At 69.6% G+C, this 25,084-nt stretch carries 24 protein-coding genes; 8 read left to right on the top strand and 16 right to left on the bottom strand.

Annotated features, from left to right (window positions below):
- Positions 1-86: 86 nt before the first annotated feature.
- Positions 87-1,994: a M3 family oligoendopeptidase gene (locus FBQ73_RS21090; protein WP_246089824.1), complete on the bottom strand. Its 1,908-nt coding sequence runs from the start codon at positions 1,992-1,994 to the stop codon at positions 87-89.
- A gap of 218 nt (positions 1,995-2,212) precedes the next feature.
- Between FBQ73_RS21090 and FBQ73_RS23570 the strand changes: the two genes are divergently transcribed.
- From FBQ73_RS23570 to FBQ73_RS21105, 3 genes are all read left to right on the top strand, one after another.
- Positions 2,213-2,989 (top strand): response regulator, encoded by a 777-nt coding sequence (locus tag FBQ73_RS23570; protein WP_138401457.1) that lies wholly within the window; start codon positions 2,213-2,215, stop codon positions 2,987-2,989.
- 149 nt (positions 2,990-3,138) lie between these two features.
- The gene (locus FBQ73_RS21100; protein ID WP_138401458.1) at positions 3,139-5,115 is read left to right on the top strand and encodes a L,D-transpeptidase family protein; all 1,977 of its coding nucleotides are present in this window, start codon (positions 3,139-3,141) and stop codon (positions 5,113-5,115) included.
- Between the two features lie 364 nt (positions 5,116-5,479).
- Positions 5,480-7,006 carry a DUF882 domain-containing protein gene (locus FBQ73_RS21105; protein ID WP_246089826.1) on the top strand — a complete coding sequence of 509 codons (1,527 nt, stop codon included), beginning with the start codon at positions 5,480-5,482 and terminating at the stop codon, positions 7,004-7,006.
- Positions 7,007-7,141: 135 nt separating this feature from the next.
- Here FBQ73_RS21105 and FBQ73_RS21110 read toward each other — a convergent pair whose 3' ends face one another.
- Positions 7,142-7,405, bottom strand: a complete 264-nt coding sequence (locus tag FBQ73_RS21110) for a DUF2312 domain-containing protein (RefSeq protein ID WP_138401459.1) — start codon at positions 7,403-7,405, stop codon at positions 7,142-7,144.
- Positions 7,406-7,735: 330 nt separating this feature from the next.
- Between FBQ73_RS21110 and FBQ73_RS21115 the strand changes: the two genes are divergently transcribed.
- Together FBQ73_RS21115 and FBQ73_RS21120 are read left to right on the top strand one after the other, a co-directional pair.
- Positions 7,736-8,704, top strand: coding sequence for a DMT family transporter (locus tag FBQ73_RS21115; protein WP_246089829.1), 969 nt, complete (start codon positions 7,736-7,738; stop codon positions 8,702-8,704).
- 35 nt (positions 8,705-8,739) lie between these two features.
- Complete coding sequence (locus tag FBQ73_RS21120; protein WP_138401460.1) at positions 8,740-9,297, top strand: DUF1036 domain-containing protein; 558 nt, start codon at positions 8,740-8,742, stop codon at positions 9,295-9,297.
- A gap of 51 nt (positions 9,298-9,348) precedes the next feature.
- On the opposite strand, the gene FBQ73_RS21125 is transcribed toward FBQ73_RS21120, so the two are convergent.
- From FBQ73_RS21125 to FBQ73_RS21175, 11 genes are all read right to left on the bottom strand, one after another.
- Positions 9,349-9,918, bottom strand: coding sequence for a tetratricopeptide repeat protein (locus FBQ73_RS21125; protein ID WP_246089831.1), 570 nt, complete (start codon positions 9,916-9,918; stop codon positions 9,349-9,351).
- A gap of 320 nt (positions 9,919-10,238) precedes the next feature.
- Positions 10,239-10,364 (bottom strand): type B 50S ribosomal protein L36, encoded by a 126-nt coding sequence (gene ykgO, locus FBQ73_RS21130; protein ID WP_012114086.1) that lies wholly within the window; start codon positions 10,362-10,364, stop codon positions 10,239-10,241.
- Positions 10,365-10,490: 126 nt separating this feature from the next.
- Complete coding sequence (rlmH, locus tag FBQ73_RS21135) at positions 10,491-10,973, bottom strand: 23S rRNA (pseudouridine(1915)-N(3))-methyltransferase RlmH (RefSeq protein WP_138401462.1); 483 nt, start codon at positions 10,971-10,973, stop codon at positions 10,491-10,493.
- Positions 10,974-11,003: 30 nt separating this feature from the next.
- Positions 11,004-11,366 carry a ribosome silencing factor gene (gene rsfS / locus FBQ73_RS21140; protein WP_041575393.1) on the bottom strand — a complete coding sequence of 121 codons (363 nt, stop codon included), beginning with the start codon at positions 11,364-11,366 and terminating at the stop codon, positions 11,004-11,006.
- 109 nt (positions 11,367-11,475) lie between these two features.
- Entirely contained in the window at positions 11,476-12,159 is a 684-nt protein-coding gene (locus FBQ73_RS21145; protein WP_246089832.1) for a nicotinate-nucleotide adenylyltransferase, read from the bottom strand.
- Positions 12,156-13,397, bottom strand: coding sequence for a glutamate-5-semialdehyde dehydrogenase (locus FBQ73_RS21150; protein WP_170219013.1), 1,242 nt, complete (start codon positions 13,395-13,397; stop codon positions 12,156-12,158). The genes FBQ73_RS21145 and FBQ73_RS21150 overlap by 4 nt, the downstream gene beginning before the upstream one ends.
- 257 nt (positions 13,398-13,654) lie before the next feature.
- Entirely contained in the window at positions 13,655-14,596 is a 942-nt protein-coding gene (locus FBQ73_RS21155) for a hypothetical protein (RefSeq protein WP_138401464.1), read from the bottom strand.
- A gap of 169 nt (positions 14,597-14,765) precedes the next feature.
- The gene (gene proB / locus FBQ73_RS21160; protein ID WP_138401465.1) at positions 14,766-15,941 is read right to left on the bottom strand and encodes a glutamate 5-kinase; all 1,176 of its coding nucleotides are present in this window, start codon (positions 15,939-15,941) and stop codon (positions 14,766-14,768) included.
- Complete coding sequence (locus FBQ73_RS22970) at positions 15,938-16,075, bottom strand: type II toxin-antitoxin system VapC family toxin (protein WP_210236853.1); 138 nt, start codon at positions 16,073-16,075, stop codon at positions 15,938-15,940. The genes proB and FBQ73_RS22970 overlap by 4 nt, the downstream gene beginning before the upstream one ends.
- A 51-nt stretch (positions 16,076-16,126) precedes the next feature.
- Positions 16,127-17,161 carry a GTPase ObgE gene (gene obgE / locus FBQ73_RS21170; protein ID WP_138401466.1) on the bottom strand — a complete coding sequence of 345 codons (1,035 nt, stop codon included), beginning with the start codon at positions 17,159-17,161 and terminating at the stop codon, positions 16,127-16,129.
- Between the two features lie 48 nt (positions 17,162-17,209).
- Positions 17,210-18,214, bottom strand: coding sequence for an amidohydrolase family protein (locus tag FBQ73_RS21175; RefSeq protein WP_246089833.1), 1,005 nt, complete (start codon positions 18,212-18,214; stop codon positions 17,210-17,212).
- Positions 18,215-18,372: 158 nt separating this feature from the next.
- On the opposite strand from FBQ73_RS21175, the gene FBQ73_RS21180 reads away from it, so the two are divergent.
- From FBQ73_RS21180 to pdeM, 3 genes are all read left to right on the top strand, one after another.
- A complete protein-coding gene (locus tag FBQ73_RS21180) occupies positions 18,373-20,556 on the top strand; it encodes a primosomal protein N' (protein WP_138401467.1) in 2,184 nt (727 codons plus the stop codon).
- A 20-nt stretch (positions 20,557-20,576) separates the two neighbouring features.
- Positions 20,577-21,038, top strand: a complete 462-nt coding sequence (locus FBQ73_RS21185; protein WP_138401468.1) for an NUDIX hydrolase — start codon at positions 20,577-20,579, stop codon at positions 21,036-21,038.
- A gap of 74 nt (positions 21,039-21,112) precedes the next feature.
- On the top strand, positions 21,113-21,820 hold the full coding sequence (pdeM, locus tag FBQ73_RS21190; protein ID WP_138401469.1) for a ligase-associated DNA damage response endonuclease PdeM: 708 nt from the start codon (positions 21,113-21,115) through the stop codon (positions 21,818-21,820).
- A gap of 3 nt (positions 21,821-21,823) precedes the next feature.
- Here pdeM and FBQ73_RS21195 read toward each other — a convergent pair whose 3' ends face one another.
- From FBQ73_RS21195 to FBQ73_RS21205, 3 genes are all read right to left on the bottom strand, one after another.
- Complete coding sequence (locus tag FBQ73_RS21195; protein WP_138401470.1) at positions 21,824-22,414, bottom strand: Smr/MutS family protein; 591 nt, start codon at positions 22,412-22,414, stop codon at positions 21,824-21,826.
- Positions 22,411-23,646 carry a murein transglycosylase A gene (mltA, locus tag FBQ73_RS21200; RefSeq protein WP_246089834.1) on the bottom strand — a complete coding sequence of 412 codons (1,236 nt, stop codon included), beginning with the start codon at positions 23,644-23,646 and terminating at the stop codon, positions 22,411-22,413. The genes FBQ73_RS21195 and mltA overlap by 4 nt, the downstream gene beginning before the upstream one ends.
- An 89-nt stretch (positions 23,647-23,735) precedes the next feature.
- Positions 23,736-24,446 carry a Tim44/TimA family putative adaptor protein gene (locus FBQ73_RS21205; protein ID WP_246089877.1) on the bottom strand — a complete coding sequence of 237 codons (711 nt, stop codon included), beginning with the start codon at positions 24,444-24,446 and terminating at the stop codon, positions 23,736-23,738.
- Between the last annotated feature and the right edge of the window lie 638 nt (positions 24,447-25,084).

Here is a 25,084-nt window from a genome sequence, read left to right on the forward strand (position 1 = left end):
CAGGGTTTAGGAGACGTTAACCTTCGCGTTCCGGCCGGCACATCCGACGGGGTTTCCCCCGCCGGATGCAAGGCCGGGTGCTGCGATCATCCCTCCATGCTCTCCAGCTCGGAGATCATGCGGTCGATGAGGGACAGGCCGGTCTGCCAGAACGCCGGGTCGCGGGCGTCGAGGCCGAACGGGGCCAGCAGCTCGGCATGGTGCTTGGTGCCGCCCGCCGAGAGCATCTCCAGATAGCGGTCGGCAAAGCCGTCCGCCGCATTCTCGTAGACCGCATAGAGCGAGTTCACGAGGCAGTCGCCGAAGGCATAGGCGTAGACGTAGAACGGCGAGTGGATGAAGTGGGGGATGTAGGTCCAGAACGTCTCGTAGCCCGTGCCGAGGTGGATGGCCGGGCCGAGGCTCTCGCCCTGCACCTTCATCCAGATCTCGCCGATCTTCTCGGAGGTCAGCTCGCCCTGCCGGCGCTCGATGTGGACGTCGCGCTCGAAAGTGTAGAAGGCGGTCTGGCGCACCACCGTGTTGATCATGTCCTCCACCTTCTGGGCCAGCATGATCTTGCGGGCGCGAGGCGTCTCGGCGCCGTCCAGCAGCCGGCGGAAGGTGAGCATCTCGCCGAACACCGAGGCGGTCTCGGCCAGGGTCAGCGGGGTGGGCGCCATCAGCGCGCCCTGCCGGGCGGCCAGCACCTGGTGCACGCCGTGGCCCAGCTCATGGGCGAGCGTCATCACGTCCCGCGGCTTGCCCTGGTAGTTGAGCAGCACATAGGGATGAGCCGAGGGCACGGTGGGGTGCGCGAAGGCCCCCGGCGACTTGCCGGGGCGCACCGGGGCATCGATCCAGGACTTCTCGAAGAAGGTGCGGGCGATGTCCGCCATCTTCGGCGAGAAGGCGCCGTAGGCCGAAAGCACCGTGTCCTTGGCCTCGCCCCAGCCGATGTCGCGGGTCTCCACCTTGGGCAGCGGCGCGTTGCGGTCCCAGAACTCCAGCTTGTCCTTGCCGAACCAGCGGGCCTTCAACGCGTAATAGCGGTGGGACAGGCGCGGGAAGGAGACGCGGATCGCCTCCACCATGGCGTCCACCACCTCCTTCTCCACCCGGTTGGCGAGATGGCGGGAGGAGGCCACGTCCGTAAAGCCGCGCCAGCGGTCGGAGATTTCCTTGTCCTTGGCCAGGGTGTTGGTGATGAGGGTGAACAGACGCAGGTTCTTGCCGAAGGTGTCGGCCAGCGCCAGCCCGGCGGACTTGCGCACCTCTTCCCTCGGGTCCTGCATCAGGTTGAGGGTGGGCTCGATGGCAAGGTCCTGCCCGTCCACGGTGAAGCGCAGGGACGAGATGGTCTCGTCGAACAGCCGGCTCCAGGCGCCGCGGGAGGGGTTCGACTTCTCGTGGAACAGCTGCTCGATCTTGTCGTCGAGTTGGTAGGGCTTGTCCTTGCGCAGGTCCTCCACCCAGGGGCGGTAATAGGCGAGCGCCGGATCGGCCATGGCGGCTTCGAGGGCCGCGTCGTCCAGCCGGTTCATCTCCAGCGTGAAGAACAACAGATGCGTGGAGGCGTCGGTGAGGCGCTCCTGGATGTCGCCGTAGAACTTGGCGCGGGCCGGGTCCGAGGTATCGCCGGCATAGATCAGGCTGCCGTAGGAGGCGATGCGGCCGAGCAGGTCGTCCACTTCCTCGTAGCTCTTCACCGCCGCGCCCAGCGCCGCGCCGCCGTCGGGAAGGGCGAGCAGGGCGGCAAGCTTGCCCTTGAACGCGGTTTCGAACGCGGTGCAGGCGACATCGGCCTTATCCAGGTCCGCCTTCAGCTCGGGCGAATCCATGGCCGGGTAGAGGTCGGTCAGGTTCCATTCGGGCAGGCGCTCGGCGGTGGGCACCGCTGCGGCGGTGGCTGGCGCGGCGTGACGGGCGGCGGCAAACGCGCTCTCGAAGTCGGCCGAAAGAACGGGATGGGCGGACGCGCGCAAAGCGGGCGAACGGAAGAATGGGTGCAACATGGAACCTCCGGACCGTGGCGGCGCGCGCGGCTCGCACCGCGGGCGCCGGTCGTCGGGGACAAAATCGCCGCATTGGGCCGGCGCCGCAAGCCGGCCCCGACGCGCCGGTGTGAATGCAGGGCCGGGACGGGGAGGCCGGAGGTGCTCAGGGGTTCTTAACCATCCCCCGCCAAGCTCCCGGTGATTCTCTCTTCCGTCCTGCCGCAAGCGATTCCTGAATGACCCTGCCCCTGCTTCTGGTCGAAGACGACCCCGTCGAGGCCCGTCGCCTCTCGTCGGCCCTCGCCGGCCTCGGCTACGAGGTGACCTTGGCCGAGGACGGCGACGCGGCGCTGGACCAGCTGGCCGTCCGCGCCTTCGACGTGGTGCTGCTGGATCTGGTGGTGCCCGGCCTCGACGGCATGGGCGTGCTCGACGCCATGGCGGCGCGCGGACTTGCGGTTCCGGTGGTGGTGCAGGTGACGGCGGCCGGGCTCGATGCCGCCTCGGGCGCCATTCGCTCCGGCGCCCGGGATTTCGTGGTGAAGCCGGCCGGCGTGCTCCGCCTTCAGGTAGCCCTTGCCAATGCGGTGGCCCTCGGCCGCGCCGCGCCACCGGCGACCCGGCCCGCGCGGACCCAGCCGGACGCTGTGCAGCCGGAAAACGCGCAGCCGGACAATGTGGTGGCCTTCACCCCCGCGTCCGGCCCGTTCGCCGTGGCGCAGACCGTCCGCGACAGCAGTCCCGACGCCCTGCTGCCCCCGACGCTGCGCAGCGACAGCCTGGCCTATGCCCGCCTCGATGCCGCCGGCCATGCCCGGCGGCTGGAGCAGATCGAGGCCGAGGCCATCCGCTTTGCCTGCCACCTCTACGGCGGGCGCATGGCGGAGGTGGCCCGCCGTCTCGGCATCGGCCGCTCCACCCTCTACCGCAAGCTCGCCGAGCTGGACCTTGACGCGGTAGGCCGCAACCGCGACGGGGAACCATCCGTCGAGCGGTTTGTTGCCGCTGAGTGACAAGTGAGTGAAAACCTTTGCCCGCTCAAGCTTGTGAGTTGATCGGAACCCCGGAGCGGGGCACCAACGGGCGGGGCTGCGGCGAGGAGAAGGCCATGTTTGGGGCCAGTAGGTACGGGGCTAAAGGGTTTCGGCACCAGGACGAGGGGGTGGCGGGACCACTTGCCCGGCTGATGGCCCGGGGCCTCGTGGGCGCATCGCTCGCCGCTTCACTTGCCGTGGCCATGCCCGCCTGGGCGGAGCAGCCCGACCCGCCCGCCGCCGTGCCGGTCACCAGCAATGCCGGCATGGGAACGGGCGACGCGCCTCTCACCACGCCGCTGCCTCCCGTGACGGCCTCCGCCCCCCGCGCTGCCGCCGCAACGCCTGCACCCGTCTCCGCCCCGACATCGTCCGCGCCCGTGCGCGGTGGCGTGGATTCGGCCGGCGATACGCCGCAGATCCATCCGTCGCACCCGTCCGCGCCCGCGCAGCCCGCCCACGCCGAGACGGCGCCCGCCCCGGCACAGCCGGCTGCAGTGCAGCCTGCTGCGACAATCGCCGCGCCCGCACCGGCCGTGACCCCGGCCCCCGCGACGCCCCCGGTGACGGTCGCCGCCGAAGATCCTCTCGCCCCCGTGGCCGAGGCCATCGCGGCGCTGCTGGCCACGCCCGAGAGCGTCACCTCATCGAAGAAGGAGCAGGAAGCCCTCGTCGCCTTCTACGGCGCACGGCAGAACATGCCGGTGTTCGTGGGCCTGAAGGGCGTCGACGCCCGTGGCAAGGCGGCCATCGCCCGCTTCGAGGCCGCCGGCGAGGACGGCCTTGAGCCCACCGATTATGCGGTGCCCCTGCCGAGGCCCGGCGCCACCGCCGCAGATCTCGCCCGCACCGAGCTGAAGCTCGCCGTCGCCGTCCTCACCTATGCCCGCCACGCCCAGGCCGGCCGCTTCGATCCCGGCCGCATCTCGGCGCTGGTGACGCCGGTGCGCGATATTCCCGATCCCACGGCGGTGCTGGCCAAGGTGGCCTATGCCCCCGATGCCAATGCGGCGCTGGCCGCCTTCAACCCGACCCATGCCGGCTATCGCGCCCTGAAGGCGCAGCTCGCCCGGGTGACCGGCCAGACCCCTGGCGTGGTCGCCGTTCCGCCCGGCGCGCAGATCCGCCCCGGCGCCAGCGACCCGCGTATTCCCACCCTGCGCACCCGCCTCGGCATCACCGGCCGGGCAGCGGACGACAACGCCTATGACCCGGCGCTGGTGGATGCGGTGAAGGCCTTCCAGGAGGCCGCCAAGATCAAGCCCACGGGCATCATCGGCCCCTCCACCATCGCCGCCCTCAACGCCGGCGCCACCCCGGGCGGCGGCAGCCTGAAGTCGGACGTGATCGCCAACATGGAGCGCTGGCGCTGGCTGCCGCGTGACCTCGGCGAAGCCTATGTGATGGTGAACATTCCGGAATTCCTGGTCCGCATCTACCAGAGCGGCCATGAGATCCACGAGACGCGCGTAGTGGTGGGCAAGCCGGAGACGCCGACCCCCCTGCTCACGCGCGAGATGCAGTACATCGTGGTGAACCCGGCGTGGAACATCCCGCCGTCCATCGCCCGCAACGAAATGATGCCGCTTTTGCGCTCCGACCCCTCGGCGCTGGCGCGGCGCGGCATCGAAGTGGTGCGCAACGGGTCCGGCGGCTATTCCTTCCGGCAGGTGCCCAGCGAACGCAACGCCTTGGGACGCATCAAGTTCATGTTCCCCAACGACCATTCGGTCTACCTGCACGACACCCCGTCCAAGGCGCTGTTCCAGAACGACCGGCGCGCCTACAGCCATGGCTGCGTGCGGGTCTATGAGCCGCTCAAGTTCGGCGAGGTCATCTTCAATCTCGGCCTGCCCAACGACAACTGGACCCAGTCGCGCATCGGCAAGATGTTCGGCAGCTCCGAGCGCTATGTGAACCTGAAGCAGCGCTTCCCGGTGCACATCGTCTATTTCAACGTGGTGGTGGACGATGCCGGCCGCCTTGCGGTGCGCGAGGACCTCTACGGCATCAATGCCGAGACCAAGACCCTGCTCGGCCTCACCAGCAAGCAGCGAATCGCCGACGGCACTTCCACCCGGGGTACCGCGCCCAAGACGCGCTGACCCTTCACACCATACCGCCACGACAGGGACGGCCCAACGGCCGTCCCTTTATTTTTCAATGATTTGAAACATATCGCGCTGCGATAGCGCGTCAGTCTGCCGCATTTTGACCCTGTGAATATCGCACGTAACAGGTTGCCTGGTGCGGCAAAGCCACAGCCTGCCGAAAGGAGCGGCACGTTTTTGCCACACTCCGCCGATAACTCACGGACCCGTGACCGATCAATGGGGGAAACCTCGGCGGCGGCCGCATGGGGGCGCGGGGTGTCAACTCACCCTTAACCGAACCCGACAAGACTCTCATCCCATAGCGTCGCGGCAACAGTCGCGGCGTCCTTGACATCTGAGCCTCGGGTTCGAGACATTGGCCATCCGTTCCGCGACCACCGCCGCCCGATCCCTGCGCGCAAAAGCCTTGCGCTTCGCAGGGCTGCCTGCGCTCCGGGCGGTCGCCATCGGGACGAGCCTGCTGATCGCCGGCACCTCGTCGCTGCAGAATGCGGTGGCCAACGGCGACACCCGCACCATCACCCTGCACCACACCCATTCCGGCGAGAGCGGCAGCTTCACCTTCAAGAAGAACGGCCGCTATGACGGCGAGGTACTGGCCCAGCTCAATCATTTCCTGCGGGACTGGCGCAACCAGAAGTCCACGCAGATGGATCCGGCCCTGTTCGACATCGTATGGGAGGTCTATCGCGAGACCGACGCCACGGCGCCCATCCAGATCGTGTCCTCCTACCGCTCGCCCGAGACCAATTCCATGCTGCGCGCGCGCTCCAGCGGCGTGGCGAAATTCTCCCAGCACATGCTGGGCCGGGCCATGGATTTCTATATTCCGGGCGTGAACCTCACCGAGCTGCGCGTGGCCGGCCTTCGGCTCCAGCGGGGCGGCGTGGGCTTCTATCCCACCTCGGGCTCGCCCTTCGTCCACATGGACACGGGCAACGTGCGCCACTGGCCGCGCATGACCCATGACCAGCTCGCCCGCGTCTTCCCCGACGGCAAGACCGTGCATGTGGGCACCGATGGACGCCCGCTCTCGGGCTATGCGGCGGCCCTCGCCGAAATCCAGGCCCGCGGCTCCAAGGCCGGCGTCGCCGTGGCTTCGGCCGATGGCGGCAAGGGCGTGAAGAACTTCTTCTCCGGCCTGTTCGGCAAGAAGGATGCGGAGGACGACGAGGGCGGCGAGACCACCACCGTCGCGGCCGCCGCCAGCGCCCAGGAGCCCGCCACCCAGGAAACCGCGCCCGCCCGCGCCAGCGCCAAACCCGCGCCGGCCACCGCCGCCGTCCAGGTGGCGACCGCGCCCGTGCCCCCGTCCCGTCCGGCCGAGATCGCCGCCGGAGCGCTGGTGGCCGCCAATGCCAGCCTGTTCGCCCCTCTGCCCCAGCGTCGCCCGGCCGAGGCCGGTGGTCGCGACGCCCGGGTGGCGAGCCTGACCGCGCCCGGCTCCAATGCCGGTGCGGCGCCGTTGCCCGCCGTCATCACCCGCGGCGTGGCGAGCGAAGACGGTCCGGCGCTGGGCTATGCCTCTCCGGGCCCCCTGAGCGAGCAGCGCAGCGCCCTCTCGGGCGGCATGATGCCCAACGCCCCTACCCCGACCGTGGCCCACGCGCCCGCGACCCCCGGAAAGCCGCGCGCCCGGGTCAGCGAGATCACGTTCGGCCGGCTGTTCCTGTCGCCGAGCCTCGCCACGGAACTGTATCTGCGCACGCCGGAGCTGCGGCAGCTCGCCACCTTCATGGCGCCGCCCCACGAAGTGGTGGCCACCGCCTTCTCGCGGGATGCCTCGTTCGGCCTGAAATCGCGCTTTTCCGGCACCGCGGTGGCGGACCTGCCCACCTATGTGTTCCGCGCGCCCGCCCTCGCCTATACCCAGCGCATGTGAGGGGCGAAGGCGCCCGCACCTGAGATAGGCGGCTGACGCGGCGGGGCACTCCCCGCCGCCCTGAATTGCTCCAGAAGCTTGTGTTAACGCGCTTTTTTTTCAAGCGAAGCGCTGTCCGCTTCGCTTGAAAATGCCCTAGACGAAGATGCCCAGCGCCTGGAGATAAAGCTCCACGATCGCTTCCAGCTCCTTGCGCTCCTCCGCGTCTTCCTTGCGGATCTTGAGGATGGCGCGCAGGGCCTTCACGTCGAAGCCGTTGGCCTTGGCCTCGGCGAACACATCCTTGATGTCGTCAGCGATGGCCTTCTTCTCCTCCTCGAGGCGCTCGATGCGCTCGATGAAGGACTTGAGCTGCTCCTTGGCAAAGCCCGCGGGGCCGTCTGATACGTCTTCAGCCACCTGGCCGGTCTCCTTGGCTCGAAAGCGCGCTCCAAAGGCCAAGCCAGCCTGCGGAACGCGCGAAATACGGGTCCGAAGCCGGCACGGCTCCAGAACGGGAGGAAGATAGAGGCCGCCGCGCGGGTCCGCGTCAAGGATGCGTCCCCGCTATCCACGCCGCAGCCGGGATAGGACGGCAACTTATGGTATCTCGATCCGAAATGCCGGTCCGATGGCCCCACCACCCGGGAGAAACCGGCCCTGTTGCGGCGGGCCGGGATTGGCGCGATACCCCGCCCAGCCTCGACCGCCGCTTCCGGCGCGCCTGATGCCCCGAACCCGATTCCATCCGTGACAGCCCAGCCCTTCCCGCGCCTCGCCCTCGGCATCGCGACACTGACCCTCGGCGCGCTCGCCATGGGCGCCTCGGTCCTGTTCGTGCGGCAGGCGGATGTGGGGCCGTTCGCCAGCGCCTTCTGGCGGGTGGGCCTCGCCTTGCCCGTGCTCGCCGCCTGGGCCGCGCTGGCGGAGGGGCGCCGAGCGTTCCGGCCGGATCGCGCCTCGCTGCTGGCCGGGGGCTTCTTTGCCGGCGACCTCATCTTCTGGCACCTCGCCATTCTCGGCACCACGGTTGCCAATGCCACCGTGCTCGCCACCACCTCCCCGGTCTGGATCACCGCCTTCGCCGTTCTGGTGCTGCGCCAGAAGGTCTCCCGCGCCGGCTGGACCGGGCTCGGCCTGTGCGGGCTCGGGGCGCTGGCGCTGGTGGGCCGCAGCTGGCAGTTCGATCCCGCCCACCTGCCGGGTGACGCCGCCGGACTGGTCACCGCCCTGTTTTTCGCCGGCTATTTCCTCGCCCTGAGCCGCGCCCGACTGACGCGGAGCGCTGCGGCAGCGACGCTGGTGTCCACCGCCGCCACGACAGTCATCCTGTTCGGGGTGGCTCTTCTCGCCGAGCTGAACCTGTGGCCTGCGAGCGCCGGAGGGGTGGCAGCGCTGGTGGCCTTGGCCCTCGTCGCCCAGGTGGGCGGGCAGGGGCTGATGGCGGTGGGACTCGCTTTGGTGCCGCCGGCCTTCGGCGCGCTGGTGTTCTTCCTGGAGGTGGTGTCGGCGGCGGTGCTCGGCGCCGTCCTGCTGCACGAACCCATCGGCGCCCTTCAGGCGGTGGGCGGGCTGCTCATCCTCACCGGGCTGGTGGTGGCCCGGCCGCGGCAGGCCGAGGGGCGAGCGCTGCCTCGCTCGCGCCCCGATCCGGCGGCAGAAGGGGCGGCAACGGCCCAAGACCGCCCGCCAGACCGCCCATCCTCGCGCGGGCATTGACGGGCCGGTGCCGGAGAGGCACACACCATCGCGACATGTCCTTCCCCTCCGACGGCATGACCCGTTTCTTCCCCCTGAGCCAGCGCCTCGCGCGTGCGATGTCGCGCGACAGCCGCCGTTTGTGCCAAGCGCTGCTCGTGCTGTGCGCGGCGGTGCCGGCCGTGTCGCTCTTTCCCGATGCCGCCGCCGCCGAATTCCGCCTGTGCAACCGCACCCAGAGCCGGATCGGCATCGCCCTCGGCTACAAGGACGGCGATATCTGGACCACGGAAGGCTGGTGGAACGTCTCGGCGAACAGCTGCGAGACCTTGCTGCGCGGCGAGCTGACGGCTCGGTTCTATTACCTCTACGCCGTGGACTACGACCAGGGCGGGGAATGGGCCGGCAAGGCCTATATGTGCACGCGGGAAAAGGAATTCACCATCAAGGCCGCCGACGACTGCCTCGCCCGCGGCTTCGATCGCACCGGCTTCTTCGAGGTGGACACTCAGGAGCAGAAGGCCTGGACCGTGCAGCTGACCGAATCGGGACAGAGCAAGCCGGCACAGGCGAACGTGCCTCCGCCGCCTCCCCCGCCGCCCAGACCTAGATAGGCAATCCCAGATAAGGCGGGCCCGGCAAGGACGGCGCCGGGGCGGTCGGCCTCAGATGCCGCGACCTTCCACCTTCAACGACAGCTGGCTTTCCATCTCTTCGGCGCCGTCGAGGCGCGGATTGACCTCGCGCGCCTTGCGCACCGCCTCCAGCGCGCGCTTGTCGTCGCCCAATTCGCGCATGATGAGGGCGAGGCCGTAGAGCATGGCGTATTGGCGCGGCTCGCGGGCCAGCACCTCGCGGATGTCGGCGAGGGCGCCGCCATAATCGTCGCGCATGTAGAGAATGGTAGCGCGCTTGCTGCGGGCGCCCAGATCGTCGGGCTCGATCTCGATGACCTGGTCGAGGATCTGAAGGGCGAGGTCGAACGCCTTGGCCTCTGCGGCCGCGCCAGCCCGCGCCATCAGCAGGTCCACGCTCGGGCTGCCGGACTCGGAGAACAGCTGGTCGAGCCGGTCGGCGATCATCTTGGAGCTGCGGTCGTCCGGCGCCACTTTCAGCGCGGCGAACAGGCCTTCGAGCTGGGTGCGCTTGTCCTTGGGCAGGCGCGGGCGCGCGGGGGCGGCCTCTGCAGGCGGGCGGGCCTCGGACGGCCCCGTGGGCACGCCGGGCAACGGCACGGGAATGCGCTCTCCCGGCAGCACGGATTGGGCTGCGGCACCTGTGGACAACGCGACCATGAGGGGAAGAGAGAAAAGAAGCGCAGCCGGCCAAGCGCGCCTCTCCCATCTGCGGAAAGTGCGGATGAAAGGGGCGGGAATGGGCGGCGTGTCCTCGGTCATTCCTGAAGTTTCCGCCCAAGCGCCGATCACGTCAACTCACCCGCCGGCGGGAAGCCGGGCGGGGCGGTCACGATGCGGGGAGACGGCAGGCGACAGAGGCTAGCACAGAACCCGGTAGGGCAAGCAATGGCGCGGGCAGAGGTGAACGCCCGCGCGGCTCAGCCCTGGCGCGCCTTGTAGCGCTTCTGGGTCTTGTTGATGATGTAGACGCGGCCCTTGCGGCGGACGAGACGGTTGTCCCGGTGGCGGCCGAGCAGCGACTTCAGCGAATTGCGGATCTTCATGACAAACTCTTTCCGGCCGACCGCTGCGCGTTTCCGCGCGGCCCGTTTCGACACCGTGTTGCTGGATCGAGCCGGCGTGATAAGGGGCGAAGGCGCCGATGTCAATGCAGGCGGGCCGCCATCGCCTCATGCCCGGTGGTAAGGATGGCCCGAAAGGATGGTCACGGCGCGGTAGATCTGCTCCGCCAGCATCACCCGCACCAATTGATGGGGAAAGGTGGCGGTGCCGTAGGCGACCATGAGCGTGGCCTTGTCCCGCACCGCGTCGCACAGCCCGTCCGCACCGCCGATGACGAAGGCGAGGGCCGATAGCCCGCCGTCGCGCTGGGCCGCCATGCGCGACGCGAAATCCTCGCTGGAGAGCTGGCGCCCGCGCGGATCGAGCACAATCAGCCCCGCCCCCGCGGGCAAGGCCGCGAGCAGCGCCGCGCCCTCCTCCGCCATGCGGTCCTCGGCACGGCGGGCGGCGGATTCGGAAATCTCGATCATGTCGCAGGGGCCGAGGCCCAGGGCCCGGCCGGCAGGACGGATGCGGTCCACGTAGCGCGTGACGAGGTCACGTTCGGCCCCGGCCTTCAGCCGGCCGACACAGGCAAGAACGAGGCGCACGCGGCTCTCAGCAAGCCGTGCCGGGGCGCATCAGGGGCGCGTCCCGGACCACATCTTCTCGATGTTGTAGAAGCTGCGGACCTCGGGCTGAAAGACGTGGACGATCACGTCGTTCGCGTCGATGAGCACCCAGTCGCAGGCCGGCTGGCCCTCGACCCGCACGTGCTTGATCCCAGCCGCCTTCAGCGCCTCGATGAGGTGCTCGGCGACAGCACCCACATGCCGCTGCGAGCGGCCGGAGGCGATCACCATGTAGTCGGCGATGGAGGTCTTGCCACGCAGGTCGATGGAGACGATGTCCTCGGACTTGTCGTCTTCGAGCCGGGCAGTGACGAGGGCGAGAATCTCCTCGGCGTCGGGAAGCGCCCGGGAGACCGTGGCGGGCGGTGTCATCTCAGCGGCCGCCAGAAGTGCCGTCGTGGACAGGGGTCCAAATCCTCTTGATGGAGGCGACGGCACAAACCGTCGCACCCCCGCACAATGGGGCTAAATCAACGAAAATTCAAGATGTTTGGCGGACCGGCCCGTCGAGCCCCCCGCGCGCGGCCCGTATTCCCGTTGAAGACATGGGGGATTTCAGCCCGTGGAGGAACACCCAGGCGGGCGGTTTCAGCTCCGCCAGCAGGGGCGCATCGGTCTCCTCGATGCGGTAGCGCCCCAGCGCCTGGGCCGCCACGGAAGCGGTGGCGGCCAGGCTCTCGCCCATGCGGTCCACCACCGCCATGGGCATGAGATCGGCGATGGCCCGCCAGCGCTGCCAGCGATCGAAACGGGCGAGATTGTCCGCCCCCATGATCCACACGAAGCGCACCGTGGGCAGGCGCCGGGCCAGATATTCCACGCTCTGGTAGCTGTAGCGCACGCCCAGATCCGCCTCGAAGCCGGTCACGTCGATGCGCGGATGGCGCGCCACCCGCCGCGCGATGGCGACACGCTCCTCCAGTGGCGGCAACGCCCGATTGTCCTTCAGCGGATTGCCCGGCGTCACCAGCCACCACACCCGGTCGAGCCGCAGCCGCCGCAAAGCGAGCAGGCTCGCCGCGCGATGGGCCTCATGGGCCGGGTTGAAGCTGCCGCCGAACAGGCCGACGCGCAGGCCATCGGTCACCCACGGCATGTGGCGCGCGGCGCGGGGGCTCACCGCGCCGCCGTCCCGCGTCCCCGCGCTGGCGGGTGGAAAGCTCACGGACGGGTCTGCCCCGAGCCGTGGATGCGGTATTTGAACGAGGTGAGCTGCTCGGCGCCCACCGGGCCACGGGCATGCATGCGCCCGGTGGCGATGCCGATCTCCCCGCCGAAGCCGAACTCCCCGCCGTCGGCGAACTGGGTGGAGGCATTGTGGAGCACGATGGCGGAATCCACCTCCGCCAGGAACCGCTCCGCCGTCGCCACGTCCTCGGTGACGATGGAATCGGTGTGGTGGGAGCCGTGGGCCTCGATATGAGCGACGGCGCCGGCGAGCCCGTCCACCACTTTGGCGGCGATGATGGCGTCGAGATATTCCGTGTCCCAGTCCAGCGCCGTGGCGGGCTTCACCCGCGCGTCCACCGCCTGTACGGCCTCGTCGCCGCGCACCTCGCAGCCGGCGTCGATCAGCATCTCCACCAGCGGCTTCAGGTGGGTGGCGGCCACCGCCTGGTCCACCAGCAATGTCTCGGCGGCGCCGCAGACGCCGGTGCGGCGCATCTTGGCGTTCAGCACCACGGTCTTGGCCATGTCGAGGTCGGCGGCCTTGTCCACATAGACGTGGTTGATGCCGTCCAGATGGGCGAACACCGGCACCCGCGCATCGCTCTGCACCCGCGCCACCAGGCTCTTGCCGCCGCGCGGCACGATGACATCCATATTATTGTCGAGCCCGGCCAGCATCAGCCCCACCGCCGCGCGATCGGCGACGGCGACGAACTGCACCGCATCCTCCGGCAGGCCGGCGGACTTGAGGCCGGAGACGAAGGCGCGATGGATGGCGCCGGACGAGGCGATGCTGTCGGAGCCGCCGCGCAGGATCACGGCATTGCCGGCGCGCAGGCACAGAGCGGCGGCGTCCGCCGTCACATTGGGCCGGCTCTCATAGATGACGCCGATGACCCCCAGCGGCGTGCGCACGCGCTCGATCTTCAAGCCGTTGGGGCGGGTCCAGCTCTCGGTCACCTCGCCCACGGGATCGGCCAGAGCCGCCACCTGCTCCACGCCCTCGGCCATGGCCGCGATGCGGGCGGGGGTAAGGGTGAGGCGGTCGAGGAACGAGCCGGTCATGCCGTCCGCCTTTGCCTTGGCCACGTCGCCGGCATTGGCGGCGAGGATCTCGTCGGCGGCGGCGCGGATGGCGGCGGCGGCGGCATGGAGCGCCTGCGTCTTCGCCTCGGGCGCGGTGAGGGCGAGGGCGCGGGAGGCGGCGCGGGCGCGCCGGCCCATGTCGCCCATATAAGCGGCAAGATCCGCCCCGGTATCCGCCGGCGGCACGGACCGGCCCGCGACGGCGGAAACATCGGTACGGGCGGCGGAGGCGGTGGCCATGGCAGGGTCTCGCTGACGGATAAGACGATGGTGCCTCATAAGATAGGCATCACCATCCTGATTAGCACGTCAGAGGCGAAATGCGACAGGCCGGAGCAGGGTACCGGACTGGCGGCGTGGTCGTTGGTCGCCAAGGCGATGCTGGCGATGCGGCGGCCTCCCGATCAGAAACGCGGATCGACCCTCGGGAGCGCCGGCGGCTCCTGATGTATCCGCTTCAGCTCGGCATAGGACACGGACAACAAGGCGAAGAAGAAGACCGACTCCGCGAGAGCCAGGAAATTTCCAAGCAACGCAAGCAGCGCGCCCCAGACGGAGGGTATCGATCCGCCGGTCAAACTGAAGGTCTCGTTCGCCATAAAGCTCCACTGCCCCTGAATGGGCACCTGCGACTGAACCGTTATTGTCTCCTGGCTCAGGTCCGCAAGCCCCAGCATCGATGCCAGAAACTGAGCCGCCAGCAGGAGCAGTGCCACGCCAATCAGCGCGAGAAACAAAAGCCCATTGGCCAAGAAAAGGCGTATCGAATTGCCGCGCCCCAGGCGCCAGGCCTCGCGCCACGGTATGGGCCGCCCCAGCGCCCGGGAGGGCAGGCGAAGCATGAGGCGAACCCCAACGAAGACGGCGGCCAGCCACGCCCCGATCACCGACACGAAGATCAGCGCTTCCGGCATAAGCGGGGAGACAAATTGCCGGAACAGGCTGTCCACCCCCATGAACGCGAAGAGCAGGGGAAACATCACCAGCAGGCCAAAAAGCATAAGCACCAGGGAGTCGAGGGCATAGCCGACAACGCGCCCCGCCCCCCACCCCAGCGTCTGCGCATTCAGGCCGGCGGCTCCGCGCAGCACCTCGTTATGGGTCAGCAGCGCAATCACGATGGACAGCACGCTCAGGAGGACCCCGTCGGCAAGCGATAGCAGGCTCAAGCGCACGCTCGGCACCTGCACCTGCCCTTGCGCCACCACCGCGATCTGGGCGAAGGATATGGCCACAAGGGCTACGGCGAAGATCAGGATGATCAGCCAATGCCGCTGCACGACGAAGACGCCCCAGCGCAGCGCGAGCTTCACCGTGTCGAAAACCGGAAGCTTTTCATGGTCCATGGCCGCCCTCGACGCTGGGTGACCAATCGCGACAGGCGACAGCCGGCCCCCTCAACCGTCGCGGGCACAGCCGGTATTGGAGGATGTGCAACCTGTCGAGCGCGGGACGGTGCGGCAACTTGCCGATCACGCAGCGGCAGCATGGGCCTTCGGGCTTAGGAAGGCCCTCTCACTCCACCCCCAGCGCCATGTCGTCGCGGTGGATCATCTCCGAGCGGCCCTGGCCGCCCAGCATGGCCTCGATCTCGGGGGTGGTGCGGCCCATGATGCGGGCGGCGTGGGTGGAATCGTAGGCCACCAGCCCCCGGCCCACCTCGGCGCCGTCCGGACCGCGCAATACCACCGCATCGCCGCGGTCGAACAGGCCCTCCACCCGCTTCACCCCGGCCGGCAGAAGGCTCGCGCCACGGCGCAGGGCCGCCACCGCGCCGTCGTCCAGATGCAACGTGCCGCGCGGCTCCAGCGCCCCGGCAATCCAGCTCTTGCGGGCCCGGACGGGGTTGGCGGAGGTGAGGAACCAGGTGCAGCGCCCGCCCTCCACGATGCGCTTCAGCGGGTTCTTCACGTGGCCGGAGGCGATGACCATGTGGGTGCCGGCGGAGGTGGCGATCTTGCCGGCCTCGATCTTGGTGCGCATGCCGCCGCGCGAGAGTTCGGAGCCCGCATCCCCGGCGATGGCCTCGATCTCGGCGCCGATGCGCGGCACCACCGGGATGAGGGTGGCGTTGGGGTCCTGCGTCGGCGGGGCGGTATAGAGCCCGTCAATGTCCGAGAGCAGCACGAGGAGGTCGGCGCTGGCCATGGTGGCGACCCGGGCGGCGAGGCGATCATTGTCGCCGTAGCGGATCTCGGTGGTGGCCACCGTATCGTTCTCGTTGATGATGGGCACCGCCTTGAGGTCCATCAGCCGGCCGAGGGTGGAGCGGGCGTTGAGGTAGCGCCGGCGCTCCTCGGTGTCGCCGAGAGTCAGCAGCACCTGTCCGGCGGTAATTCCGTAGTGACCAAGGATCTGCGCCCAGGTGCGCGACAGGGTGATCTGGCCCACGGCGGCGGCGGCCTGGCTGTCCTCCAGCTTCAGCGGTCCCTTGGGCAGGCCGAGCACGGTGCGCCCCAAGGCGATGGCGCCGGACGACACCACCATCACCTCGCAGCCGCGGGCATGGAGCGTCGCGATGTCCTCCACCAGCGAGGTGAGCCAGGCGAGCTTCACCCGCCCGTGGTCGCGGTCCACCAGCAGGGCGGAGCCCACCTTGATGACGATGCGGCGGAAGTCGGTGAAGACGGGGGTCTTCGTCGCCGTCGAATTGGGCGCCGTCGGATCTGATGTTGAATCTGTCGATGTCATCGAAGTTCTGGAACCTTCAGCACGCCGGCGGACGGGCGGCACGCGCCGGCGCGTGAGAGGTCATCCCCCTTGAAGAGAAGCGGCGCGACATGCGCCCCGGCGACGGCATAGGCCATCGGGTCGCCGAAGTTCAAGCCCGCCGAATCCCTCCGATGGCATGGCCGCGGTGGATCACTGCCGCCAGATCACGGCCTCCACGCGTCCCGCGGTTCCTCTTCCTTTTCGGCGCCGCGCTCCTGCTCCACCACGGAGAGCAGCAGGCGCAACGCCTCCTGAACCCCTTGCCCCGACTGGGCCGAGAGCAGAAGCGGCGTCTTCTTGGCGGCCCGCTTCAGGCGCTCCTTCTGCTGCTTGAGCAGCTCGGGGGAAAGCGCATCCACCTTGGACAGGGCCACGATTTCCGGCTTCTCGTCGAGGCCGTTGCCATAGGCGGCAAGCTCGGCCCGCACCGTCTTGTAGGCCTTGCCGGCGTGCTCGGAGGTGCCGTCCACCAGATGCAGCAGCGCACGGCAGCGCTCCACATGACCGAGGAAGCGGTCGCCGATGCCCACCCCCTCGTGCGCGCCCTCGATGAGGCCGGGAATGTCGGCCAGCACGAACTCGCGCCCATCCACCCGCACCACGCCGAGGCCGGGATGCAGCGTGGTGAAGGGATAGTCGGCGATCTTCGGCTTGGCAGCCGTGGTGGCGGCGAGGAAGGTGGACTTGCCAGCATTGGGCAGGCCCACGAGGCCGGCGTCGGCGATCAGCTTCAGGCGCAGCCAGATCCACCGCTCCTGGCCCTCAAGGCCGGGATTGGCGCGGCGCGGGGCCTGGTTGGTGGAGGTCTTGAACTGGGCGTTGCCGAAGCCGCCATTGCCGCCTTCCAGCAGCTTGATGCGCTGGCCCACCTCGGTGAGGTCGGCGAGGACGGTCTCTTCCGTCTCGTCAAGGATCTGGGTACCGGCAGGCACCCTCAGCACCACGTCGGCGCCACGAGCGCCGGTGCGGTTGGCGCCCTTGCCGTGGTCACCCTTCTTGGCCTTGAAATGCTGCTGGTAGCGATAGTCGATGAGCGTGTTGAGGCCATCCACGCACTCGATCCACACGTCGCCGCCGCGTCCGCCGTCGCCGCCATCGGGACCGCCGAACTCAATGAATTTCTCGCGCCGGAAGGAGACGCAACCCGCCCCCCCGTCGCCGGAGCGCACATAGACCTTGGCCTGATCGAGGAATTTCATGGCTTGGAGGTAGACGGGAGGCGCCGCAAACGCAAGGGCGGCGCGCCCTCACAGCTTCAGGATGCGCTCGGCATTGGCGTGGCACACCTTGGCGCGCACGGCTGGATCCAGCGGCGCCGCCTCGATGAAGGCGGCCGCGGTGGACGTGTCCTCATAGGGATAATCGACCGAGAACATCACCGCATCCTCGCCCAGGGCCGCGATGGCGGCGGCCAATGCGATCGGATCGCACACCCCGGACGTGGTGATGGCGAAGTGGCGCCGGATGATGGCCGACGGCAATTGCTCCGGCGGCAGCGTCTCTCCCAGGGTGCACTGCCAGCGGCTGTCGAACCGCCACAGAAGGGAGGGCAGCGTCTCCCCCATGTGACCAAGAATGACCTTCAGGGTCGGGAACCGGGTGAAGGTGCCGCCGAAGACCAGCCGCAGGGCGTGGCTCGCCGTCTCCGCGGTCCATGCCCAGACCGCCCCACCCAATTCCGGTCGCCCGGCGAACATGGCCGGCGCATCCGCCAATTCACCGGGATGGAGGTAGACCGGCACGTCGAGGTCGGCCACCCGCTCCCAGAACGGGAGAAACCTGTCGGCATCGAGATACTGGCCGTTGGTCTGCCCGTTGATGAGGGCGCCCTTGAAGCCGAGCTGGCGCACGCACCGCTCCAGCTCGTCGGCCGCCACCTTGGGATCCTGCATCGGCAGGTGGGCAAAGCCGGCATAGCGCTTGGGCTGACGGCGCACCTCCTCGGCCAGCGCGTCATTGGCCTTGCGCGCAAGGCCGATGGCGGTCGCCGTGTCCTTCTCGGCCTGCACGCCCGGCGTGGTGACCGACAGCACGCACAGCGAAATGCCCGCCCGGTCCATGGTATCCAGCCGCAGGTCGCCGAAATCCACCAGCCGCCGCTCGATGTCCGCGAACAGCGCATCGCTGCGGGTCGGCCGGGCGACGTTGCGGCTGGCGAGGTCGGGGGTGGTGAAATGTTCTTCAAGGGCGATCTTGCGGATGGGACCGGCGGCGGGCACGCCCTCACCGGGTTGTTCTGCAGAAGCAACCACTCCCACCTCCCATTGGACATGAACCACGGCCAAGCTATTGCACCTTGAGCCTGCATTCCATGGAAATGCAGGCCGCCCCCGGAGCGCGCCTTCGGCCCGCATCGAAGCGCGTTTCAGGCGCCTTTGACCTTTCCCGCCGGACGGACCAAAACACCGCCATGAGTGCGCGCACGGTCGATGTCCTGCTGCCCTTGGGCCTCGACACCCCCTATTCCTATCTCGTGCCCGAGGGGATGACGCTCTCCCCCGGCGACCTCGTGCACGTGCCTCTCGGCGCGCGCGGGATGATCGGCTGCGTCTGGCCGCGTCCCCCCGGCGGCGGATCCGGCAAGCCGGTGGATGTGGCCAAGCTCAAGGCCGTGAAAGCGAAGCTGGACTATGTCCCGCTGCCGCCGGACCTCCTGAAGCTGGTCGACTGGATGGCCGACTACACCCTCGCCCCGCGCGGCATGGTGCTGCGCATGGCCCTGCGCCACGGGGAAAGCCCCGGCGCCTGTCGCGAGCGGGTGGGCGTGCGTGTCAGCGGCCCCGCCCCGGCGCGCATGACGGCGGCCCGCGCCCGGCTGCTCGACCTCCTCGCCGACGGCTTCGTGCGCGGCAAGTCGGAGGCGGCGCGGGAGGCCGGGGTCTCCCCCTCCGTAGTGGACGGGCTGGTGGACGAGGGCGCGCTCGAAACCGTGGTGCTGCCCCCCGAGCCCGCCGCCTATCCCCCCGACCCGACCTTTGCCACGCCCACGCTCTCCGAGCCGCAGGCGAAGGCCGCGCACGCGCTCAGCGGGGCGGTGGACGCCAGGGGCTTTGGCGTCTTCCTGCTGGATGGCGTTACCGGCTCGGGCAAGACAGAGGTTTATTTCGAGGCGGTGGCGCAGGCCATCCGCGACGGCCGGCAGGCGCTGATCCTGCTGCCGGAAATCGCCCTCACCCAGGCCTTCCTCGACCGCTTCACCACCCGCTTCGGGGTGAAGCCGGCGGAATGGCATTCCGGCGTCTCCACCCGGCGGCGCGGGCGCATCCTCAACGAGGTGGCCTCGGGACAGGTGAAGGTGGTGGCCGGCGCCCGCTCAGCCCTGTTCCTGCCGTTCCGCGACCTCGGCCTCATCATCGTGGATGAGGAGCACGACCCGGCCTACAAGCAGGAGGACGGCGTCGCCTACCACGCCCGCGACATGGCGGTGGTGCGGGCGCGGCTGGCCGCCGCCCCCATCGTGCTCGCCTCCGCCACGCCCTCCATCGAGACCGAGGTGAACGCCCGGCGCGGGCGCTACCACCGCCTCGCTTTGCCGGTGCGCTTCGGCGGCGCCAAGGTGCCGGGCCTCCTGCCCATCGACCTGCGCAAGGAGGGTCCGCCCAAAGGCCGCTGGATCGCGCCGCGCCTCGAAGCGGAGATCACCGATACGCTGGAGGCGGGCGGGCAGGCGCTTTTGTTCCTCAACCGGCGGGGCTATGCGCCACTCACCCTGTGCCATTCCTGCGGGCATCGCATGCGCTGCCCCTCCTGCACCGCGTGGCTGGTGGAGCACCGCTTCCGCCGCCGTCTCACCTGCCACCATTGCGGCTATCAGGCCCCGGTGCCGGAGGCCTGCCCCGCCTGCGGCGCCAAGGACAGCCTCATCCCCGTGGGGCCAGGCGTGGAACGGCTTCAGGAGGAGGTGCAGGCGCTGTTTCCCGCCGCCCGTTCCCTCGTCCTCTCCTCCGATCTCGCCGGCGGGGTGGAGCGCATGCGCGCCGAACTGGACGCGGTGGCCAAAGGGGAGGTGGACGTGGTGGTGGGCACCCAGCTGGTGGCCAAGGGCCACAATTTCCCCGGCCTCGCCCTCGTGGGTGTGGTGGACGCCGACGTGGGCCTCGGCCAGGGCGACCCGCGCGCGGCGGAACGCACCTTCCAACTGGTGCATCAGGTGGCCGGGCGCGCCGGGCGCGGCAAGACCGAAGGGCGCGGCTTCATCCAGACCCACATGCCCGAGCATCCGGTGATGCGGGCGCTGGTGACCGGCGACCGGGACGCCTTCTACGACACCGAGATCGCCGCCCGGGAGGAGGCCCAGCTTCCGCCATTCGGCCGCATGGCGAGCCTCATCGTCTCCGCCAGCGAAGGCCATGTGGCGGAAGGCCATGCCCGAAGGCTTGCCGCCTCCGCGCCCATGGTTGCGGGGGTGCGCATCCTCGGCCCGGCGGAAGCCCCGCTTGCAATCCTGCGCGGGCGCCATCGCTGGCGGCTGCTGGTGCGCGCCCCCCGCGCCTTCGACCTGTCCCGCTATTTGCGCGACTGGCGCGCCACGGCACCGAAGGTGACGGGCAACATCCGCGTCGCCATCGACGTGGACCCGCAGAGCTTCTTCTGAACCATCGCCCGGCTGAGCCCATGAGACAGCGCCCCTCCTCCCGCCTGCTGGTCGTGAACGCACAGGGCCGCCTGCTGCTGTTCCGCTTCGTGCACCGGACCGGCGCGCTGGCCGGCTCCATCTTCTGGGCGCCGCCCGGTGGCGGGCTCGATGCGGGCGAGAGCTTCGAGCAGGCCGCGTGCCGGGAACTCCTTGAGGAAACCGGCCTTCGCATCGCGGACCCCGGACCGCAGGTCGCCCGGCGGATTGTCACCTTCACCATGCCGGACGGGATCGCGGTGAAAGCCGACGAGCGCTACTTCCTCATCCGCGTCGCGACGCTGGAGGTGTCCTCGGCGCTGTGGACCGCCGAGGAGCGGGCGGTGGTCGCGGAGCACGCCTGGTGGTCGCAGGCCGATCTGGCGCGGGCAACGGAGCAAGTGTGGCCGGACGACATGGTCGGGATGCTGGTGGAGGCGGGTGTGTGGGGCAGTTCCCGCTGAATAACCCGCATGGGTTACGCATCCCCGCCAATGCAACGCTTGCCCGCCGGCGGACATTGGGCACAATCCCCGCCATGCTCGCGCGCGCCGAATCAGTCGTATCGCCCCTTGCCACCATCATCCTCGCGGGCGCGGAGCTGGTGCTGGATCCCTCCGGCGCTCTGCTGTGGCCGGACGAGCGGCTGATGGTGGTCGCGGACCTGCATCTGGAGAAAGGCTCCGCCTTCGCCCGGCGCGGCCAGATGCTGCCGCCCTATGACAGCATCGACACCCTGAAGCGCCTTGGCGCCGCCATCGCCGTGCACCAGCCGCGCCTGGTGATCGCCCTCGGCGACAGCCTGCACGACCGCTGGGCGGTGGAGCGCATGGCCGATCCGGTCCGCGAGGAGATCCGCCGCATCCAGGCCGGCCGCACGTTCGTGTGGATCGCCGGCAACCATGATCCCATGCCCACCGATCTCGGCGGCGAGGGCACGGCCGCGCTCACCCACGGCCCGCTGCTGTTTCGCCACGAGCCGTCGGAAGGGCCCGCGCCGGGCGAAGTCTGCGGCCACCTGCATCCCGCCGCCCGCATCGCGCTGCGCGGGCGGGGCGTGCGACGGCGCTGCTTCGTCACCGATGGCAGCCGCATGGTGCTGCCGGCGTTCGGTGCCTATGCCGGTGGCCTGAGCGTGCGCGATCCCGCTATCGCCGGTCTGTTTCCGCCGCACGGCTTCACTGCCCACCTTCTGGGCGACGGGCGCACCTTCGAGATGCCCGCCTCCGCCTGCATCGGGGATTGAGGCTCAGGCCTTGCGCCGGCGGATGCGCACATAGAGCGCGCCTTCCCCGCCATGGCGGCGGCCGGCGGCTTCAAAGCCCACCACAACCATCCGCAGATCCGGCTCGGCGAGCCACAACGGCACCGCGCGCTTGAGCACGCCCCGCCCCTCGCCGAAGGCTGGGCCGGTGCTCATGAGCCGGTCGGGATCGCCCTTGCCGGTGATGACCAGCACCAGCCCATGGCCCAGCGCCTGCGCCTCGATCAGGAACAGCCGCAGCCGGCGATGGGCGGCGGCCTGGGTGAGACCATGCAGGTCGAGGCGCGCATCCACCTCCGCCCCGCGGGTGAGCCGCCGGCGGGTCTTCGGCTCCAGGGAGGCGAGGGGCGGCGCGGGCGGGGGAGCGGGCGGCGCCTTGGAGCGGACGGCCTTGGCGGCCTTGGCCGGAGGAGCAGCGGCAGGCGGTTCCGGCGCCACCGGCGGTGTGTCGGGCACCAGCGGAGCGACATCCTGCGGCACGGCGGGCAGTTTCAGCGGCGTCACCGACCGCACCACATGGTCCCAGAGCGCGCGCTCCTCCGCCGAGAGGTGGCGTCGCCGTCCGCGCCGGGTCATCGGGGATGTCCCGGCGTCCCGGCGGGCGCGAAGCGCGGCACCAGCAGGGTGAAGCTACCGGGATGGCGGATGCGCCCGGCCACCGCGCCGGCCTCGGGACCGGTGCCAAAATAAAGGTCCGCCCGCGCCGGTCCGACGATGGCTGAGCCGGTATCCTGCGCGATCATGAGGCGGCGGAACGGCTCGCGGTTGCCCGCCGCGGACAGCGGCAGGTCCGCCGCCACGAACACCGGCGCACCATAGGTGTGCAGCTTGCGGTCCACTGCGATGGAGCGGCCGGCGGTCAGCGGCACGCCCTGGGCACCCATGGCGCCAGCCTCGCCGCCGAGGTCGAGGGCCTTGAAGAACACATAGGACCGGTTCTCGCGCCGGAGCGCCCGGCCCGCCTCCGGATCCGCCTCCATGAAGGCGCGGATGCGGTCCATGGACATCTCCTCTCGCGGCACGAGGCCACGCGCGATGAGGAGCCGGCCCACGGGCAGGTAGGGATGGCCGTTATATCCGTCGTAGTTGAGGCGCAGCACCCTGCCGTCCGGCAGGCGGACCCGGGCCGAGCCCTGGATCTGCATGAAAAAAAGGTCGATGGGGTCCTTCAGCCAGGCGACTTCCAGCCCGCGTCCCGAAAGCGCACCATCCTCGATGGCGGCGCGGTCGAAATAGGGCACGAGGGCATCACCCTCCCGCCTCACGGCGCCGCCCGAATTGGGGGTCGGGCCGCCGCCGCTCATGAGCAGGTCGGACGGCCGACTATAGACAGGCACGTCAAAGCCGTTGCCGGGTGCCAGCGCGCCTTCCACCTCCGGCTCGTAATAGCCAGTGAAGAAGCCTTCACCGCCCTTGTCCGGCACCACGCGATAGGGGCGGAAATTGGCTTCGAAGAAAAGCCGCGCCACCTCCCGCGACGGGGCAGCGGTGCCCAGCCGCGCGGCGGCGGCGCAGGCATGGGCGAGGCCGGCAGCCAGCGTCGGAGCGGACGCGGGGCCCACCTCGGCCGGCGGCGCGCGGCGGGCAGCGCAACTGGTCAGGAAAGTCTGGAAGGCGCTGGCATGGTCGTCAGCCGCCCAGCCGCCGATGACACCGAAGGCGGTCGGCACCAGCGTCGATCCGGCGATATCAGGCGGGGCGACTTCGCTCAGCATGGCCAGCCTCGGCAGGTCCGCACGGGCCGGCGCGACTGCAAAAACCACCAGGGCGAGGACCGCAGCCGCCATGCCGCGCAGACGGTGCGACATGCTCTCGCCCGCCACATCGGGACAGGCAGGGTCGCGACCCGCATCCCGGCCATCGTCCACACTGAAAGGGCCGTGCCGCACCGGACGCCTCACTGGGCGGCTTCGGTAGCCACCAGCTTCCAGTTGGGATCACGCGTGCCGAGCTCGCGGGCGAAGGTCCACACGTCGGTCACGTCGGCGACCGTGTCCGGGCTGCCGTCCACCACGGCGCCATCGGCGCCGCGGGTGACCGAGATGAGCTTGGACACGAAACGCACCGTAAGCTGGGCATTGCGGTCACGAACGGTCACGTCCTGAAGCTCGGCCTGCTCGATGGCGACGAAACGCGATTCCATGGTCTCGTGCCGGCTCTCGCGGTCGGTGATGGCGGCAACGAAGCCGTCATAGACATCCTTGGCGAGCAGGTCCTTCAGCGCGCGGCGATCGCCGGCGGCAAAGGCGGTCACGATCATTTCATAAGCGGCACGGGCGCCGACCAGGAAATGCTTGGCATCGAAGTCGGGCTCGAAGCGGGCGATCTCGTCGAGCGCCGCAGCGGTGGCGGACCCCTTCTCGGCCACGCCCTCCCAGCGATAGGCCGGCGGGGTTTCGTCCTCCGGGGCGACGGCGCCGGGCGGAGTCACCGGACGCTCAGGCAGGGGCACCACCTTGTCGGAGGCTTGCTGCGGCGGGCGGGCGGTGTCGCGGGAATAGGGATCGTAAGGCGGGCGCTCGCGCCCGGTCCTTTGTCCGAGCACGCTGCGCAGACGCACAAAGATGAAGACCGCGAGGGCCAGGAAGATGATCGTGTAAATGTCCAGCACTGCGCTTCGCCATGCCTTTCGGGCGCCGCGGCAAAGCCGCATCGCCGTGTTGCCCCGTACCGGCATCTCCCGCCGACCGCGCCGCGGACCGAAGCCGATCTCAGCTTATGTACGTCGAAGCTGCGGTCCCGCCAGCCCCCATCTGCATGAGACGCACAGTTTGGCCGGACACACAATTTCAGTGTGAGCTTACGGCACGTGAAGGCACGGCGCCACCTTACCCATGGCCGCAGGCGGCCGGGCCCCGCCGGGAGCCGTTCCGCGCCAACTGTCCGAACGGTTTCACCGGGGTCGCGCAGAGCGGATCCACCGTACCGCGCGGCCGCCGCGGCATGGATCGCTCCGGTTCTCCTGCGATCATTTCGGTTGGCAGGTCTCGGGGACGTGACCGGCCTGAGCCGATCCTGTCGCTATGGTCGACTGTCCGCAGCCGCCATGCCCCGCCCTGAGAAGAACGGGCAAGCCATCTCAGTAGCCGGAACGGATGGCAACCGGCGCTTGCGTCCGGCCGGCGCTTGGCGCAGTAGAGCACGCATCCGACCGGCTCCGACAGGCCGGGCGGTTCGGGCTTAAATTACAAGGCGCTGAGCGCAGCAGGCCTCGATCGCGACTGCATCGGCGTCCCATGCGCGAGG

This window comes from Xanthobacter autotrophicus (genome assembly GCF_005871085.1).
Classification (GTDB): domain Bacteria; phylum Pseudomonadota; class Alphaproteobacteria; order Rhizobiales; family Xanthobacteraceae; genus Xanthobacter; species Xanthobacter autotrophicus.

What these genes read in the sequence shown, in the direction of transcription:
- rsfS (WP_041575393.1), bottom strand. Translation starts at nt 11,366, where the DNA reads ATGACACCGCCCGCCACGGTCTCCCGGGCGCTTCCCGACGCCGAGGAG.
- FBQ73_RS21155 (WP_138401464.1), bottom strand. Translation starts at nt 14,596, where the DNA reads ATGGACCATGAAAAGCTTCCGGTTTTCGACACGGTGAAGCTCGCGCTG.
- FBQ73_RS21120 (WP_138401460.1), top strand. Translation starts at nt 8,740, where the DNA reads ATGTCCTTCCCCTCCGACGGCATGACCCGTTTCTTCCCCCTGAGCCAG.
- FBQ73_RS21090 (WP_246089824.1), bottom strand. Translation starts at nt 1,994, where the DNA reads ATGTTGCACCCATTCTTCCGTTCGCCCGCTTTGCGCGCGTCCGCCCAT.
- FBQ73_RS21150 (WP_170219013.1), bottom strand. Translation starts at nt 13,397, where the DNA reads ATGGGCGACATGGGCCGGCGCGCCCGCGCCGCCTCCCGCGCCCTCGCC.
- ykgO (WP_012114086.1), bottom strand. Translation starts at nt 10,364, where the DNA reads ATGAAGATCCGCAATTCGCTGAAGTCGCTGCTCGGCCGCCACCGGGAC.
- obgE (WP_138401466.1), bottom strand. Translation starts at nt 17,161, where the DNA reads ATGAAATTCCTCGATCAGGCCAAGGTCTATGTGCGCTCCGGCGACGGG.
- FBQ73_RS21195 (WP_138401470.1), bottom strand. Translation starts at nt 22,414, where the DNA reads ATGACCCGGCGCGGACGGCGACGCCACCTCTCGGCGGAGGAGCGCGCG.
- FBQ73_RS23570 (WP_138401457.1), top strand. Translation starts at nt 2,213, where the DNA reads ATGACCCTGCCCCTGCTTCTGGTCGAAGACGACCCCGTCGAGGCCCGT.
- pdeM (WP_138401469.1), top strand. Translation starts at nt 21,113, where the DNA reads ATGCTCGCGCGCGCCGAATCAGTCGTATCGCCCCTTGCCACCATCATC.
- proB (WP_138401465.1), bottom strand. Translation starts at nt 15,941, where the DNA reads ATGACATCGACAGATTCAACATCAGATCCGACGGCGCCCAATTCGACG.
- mltA (WP_246089834.1), bottom strand. Translation starts at nt 23,646, where the DNA reads ATGTCGCACCGTCTGCGCGGCATGGCGGCTGCGGTCCTCGCCCTGGTG.
- FBQ73_RS21185 (WP_138401468.1), top strand. Translation starts at nt 20,577, where the DNA reads ATGAGACAGCGCCCCTCCTCCCGCCTGCTGGTCGTGAACGCACAGGGC.
- FBQ73_RS21180 (WP_138401467.1), top strand. Translation starts at nt 18,373, where the DNA reads ATGAGTGCGCGCACGGTCGATGTCCTGCTGCCCTTGGGCCTCGACACC.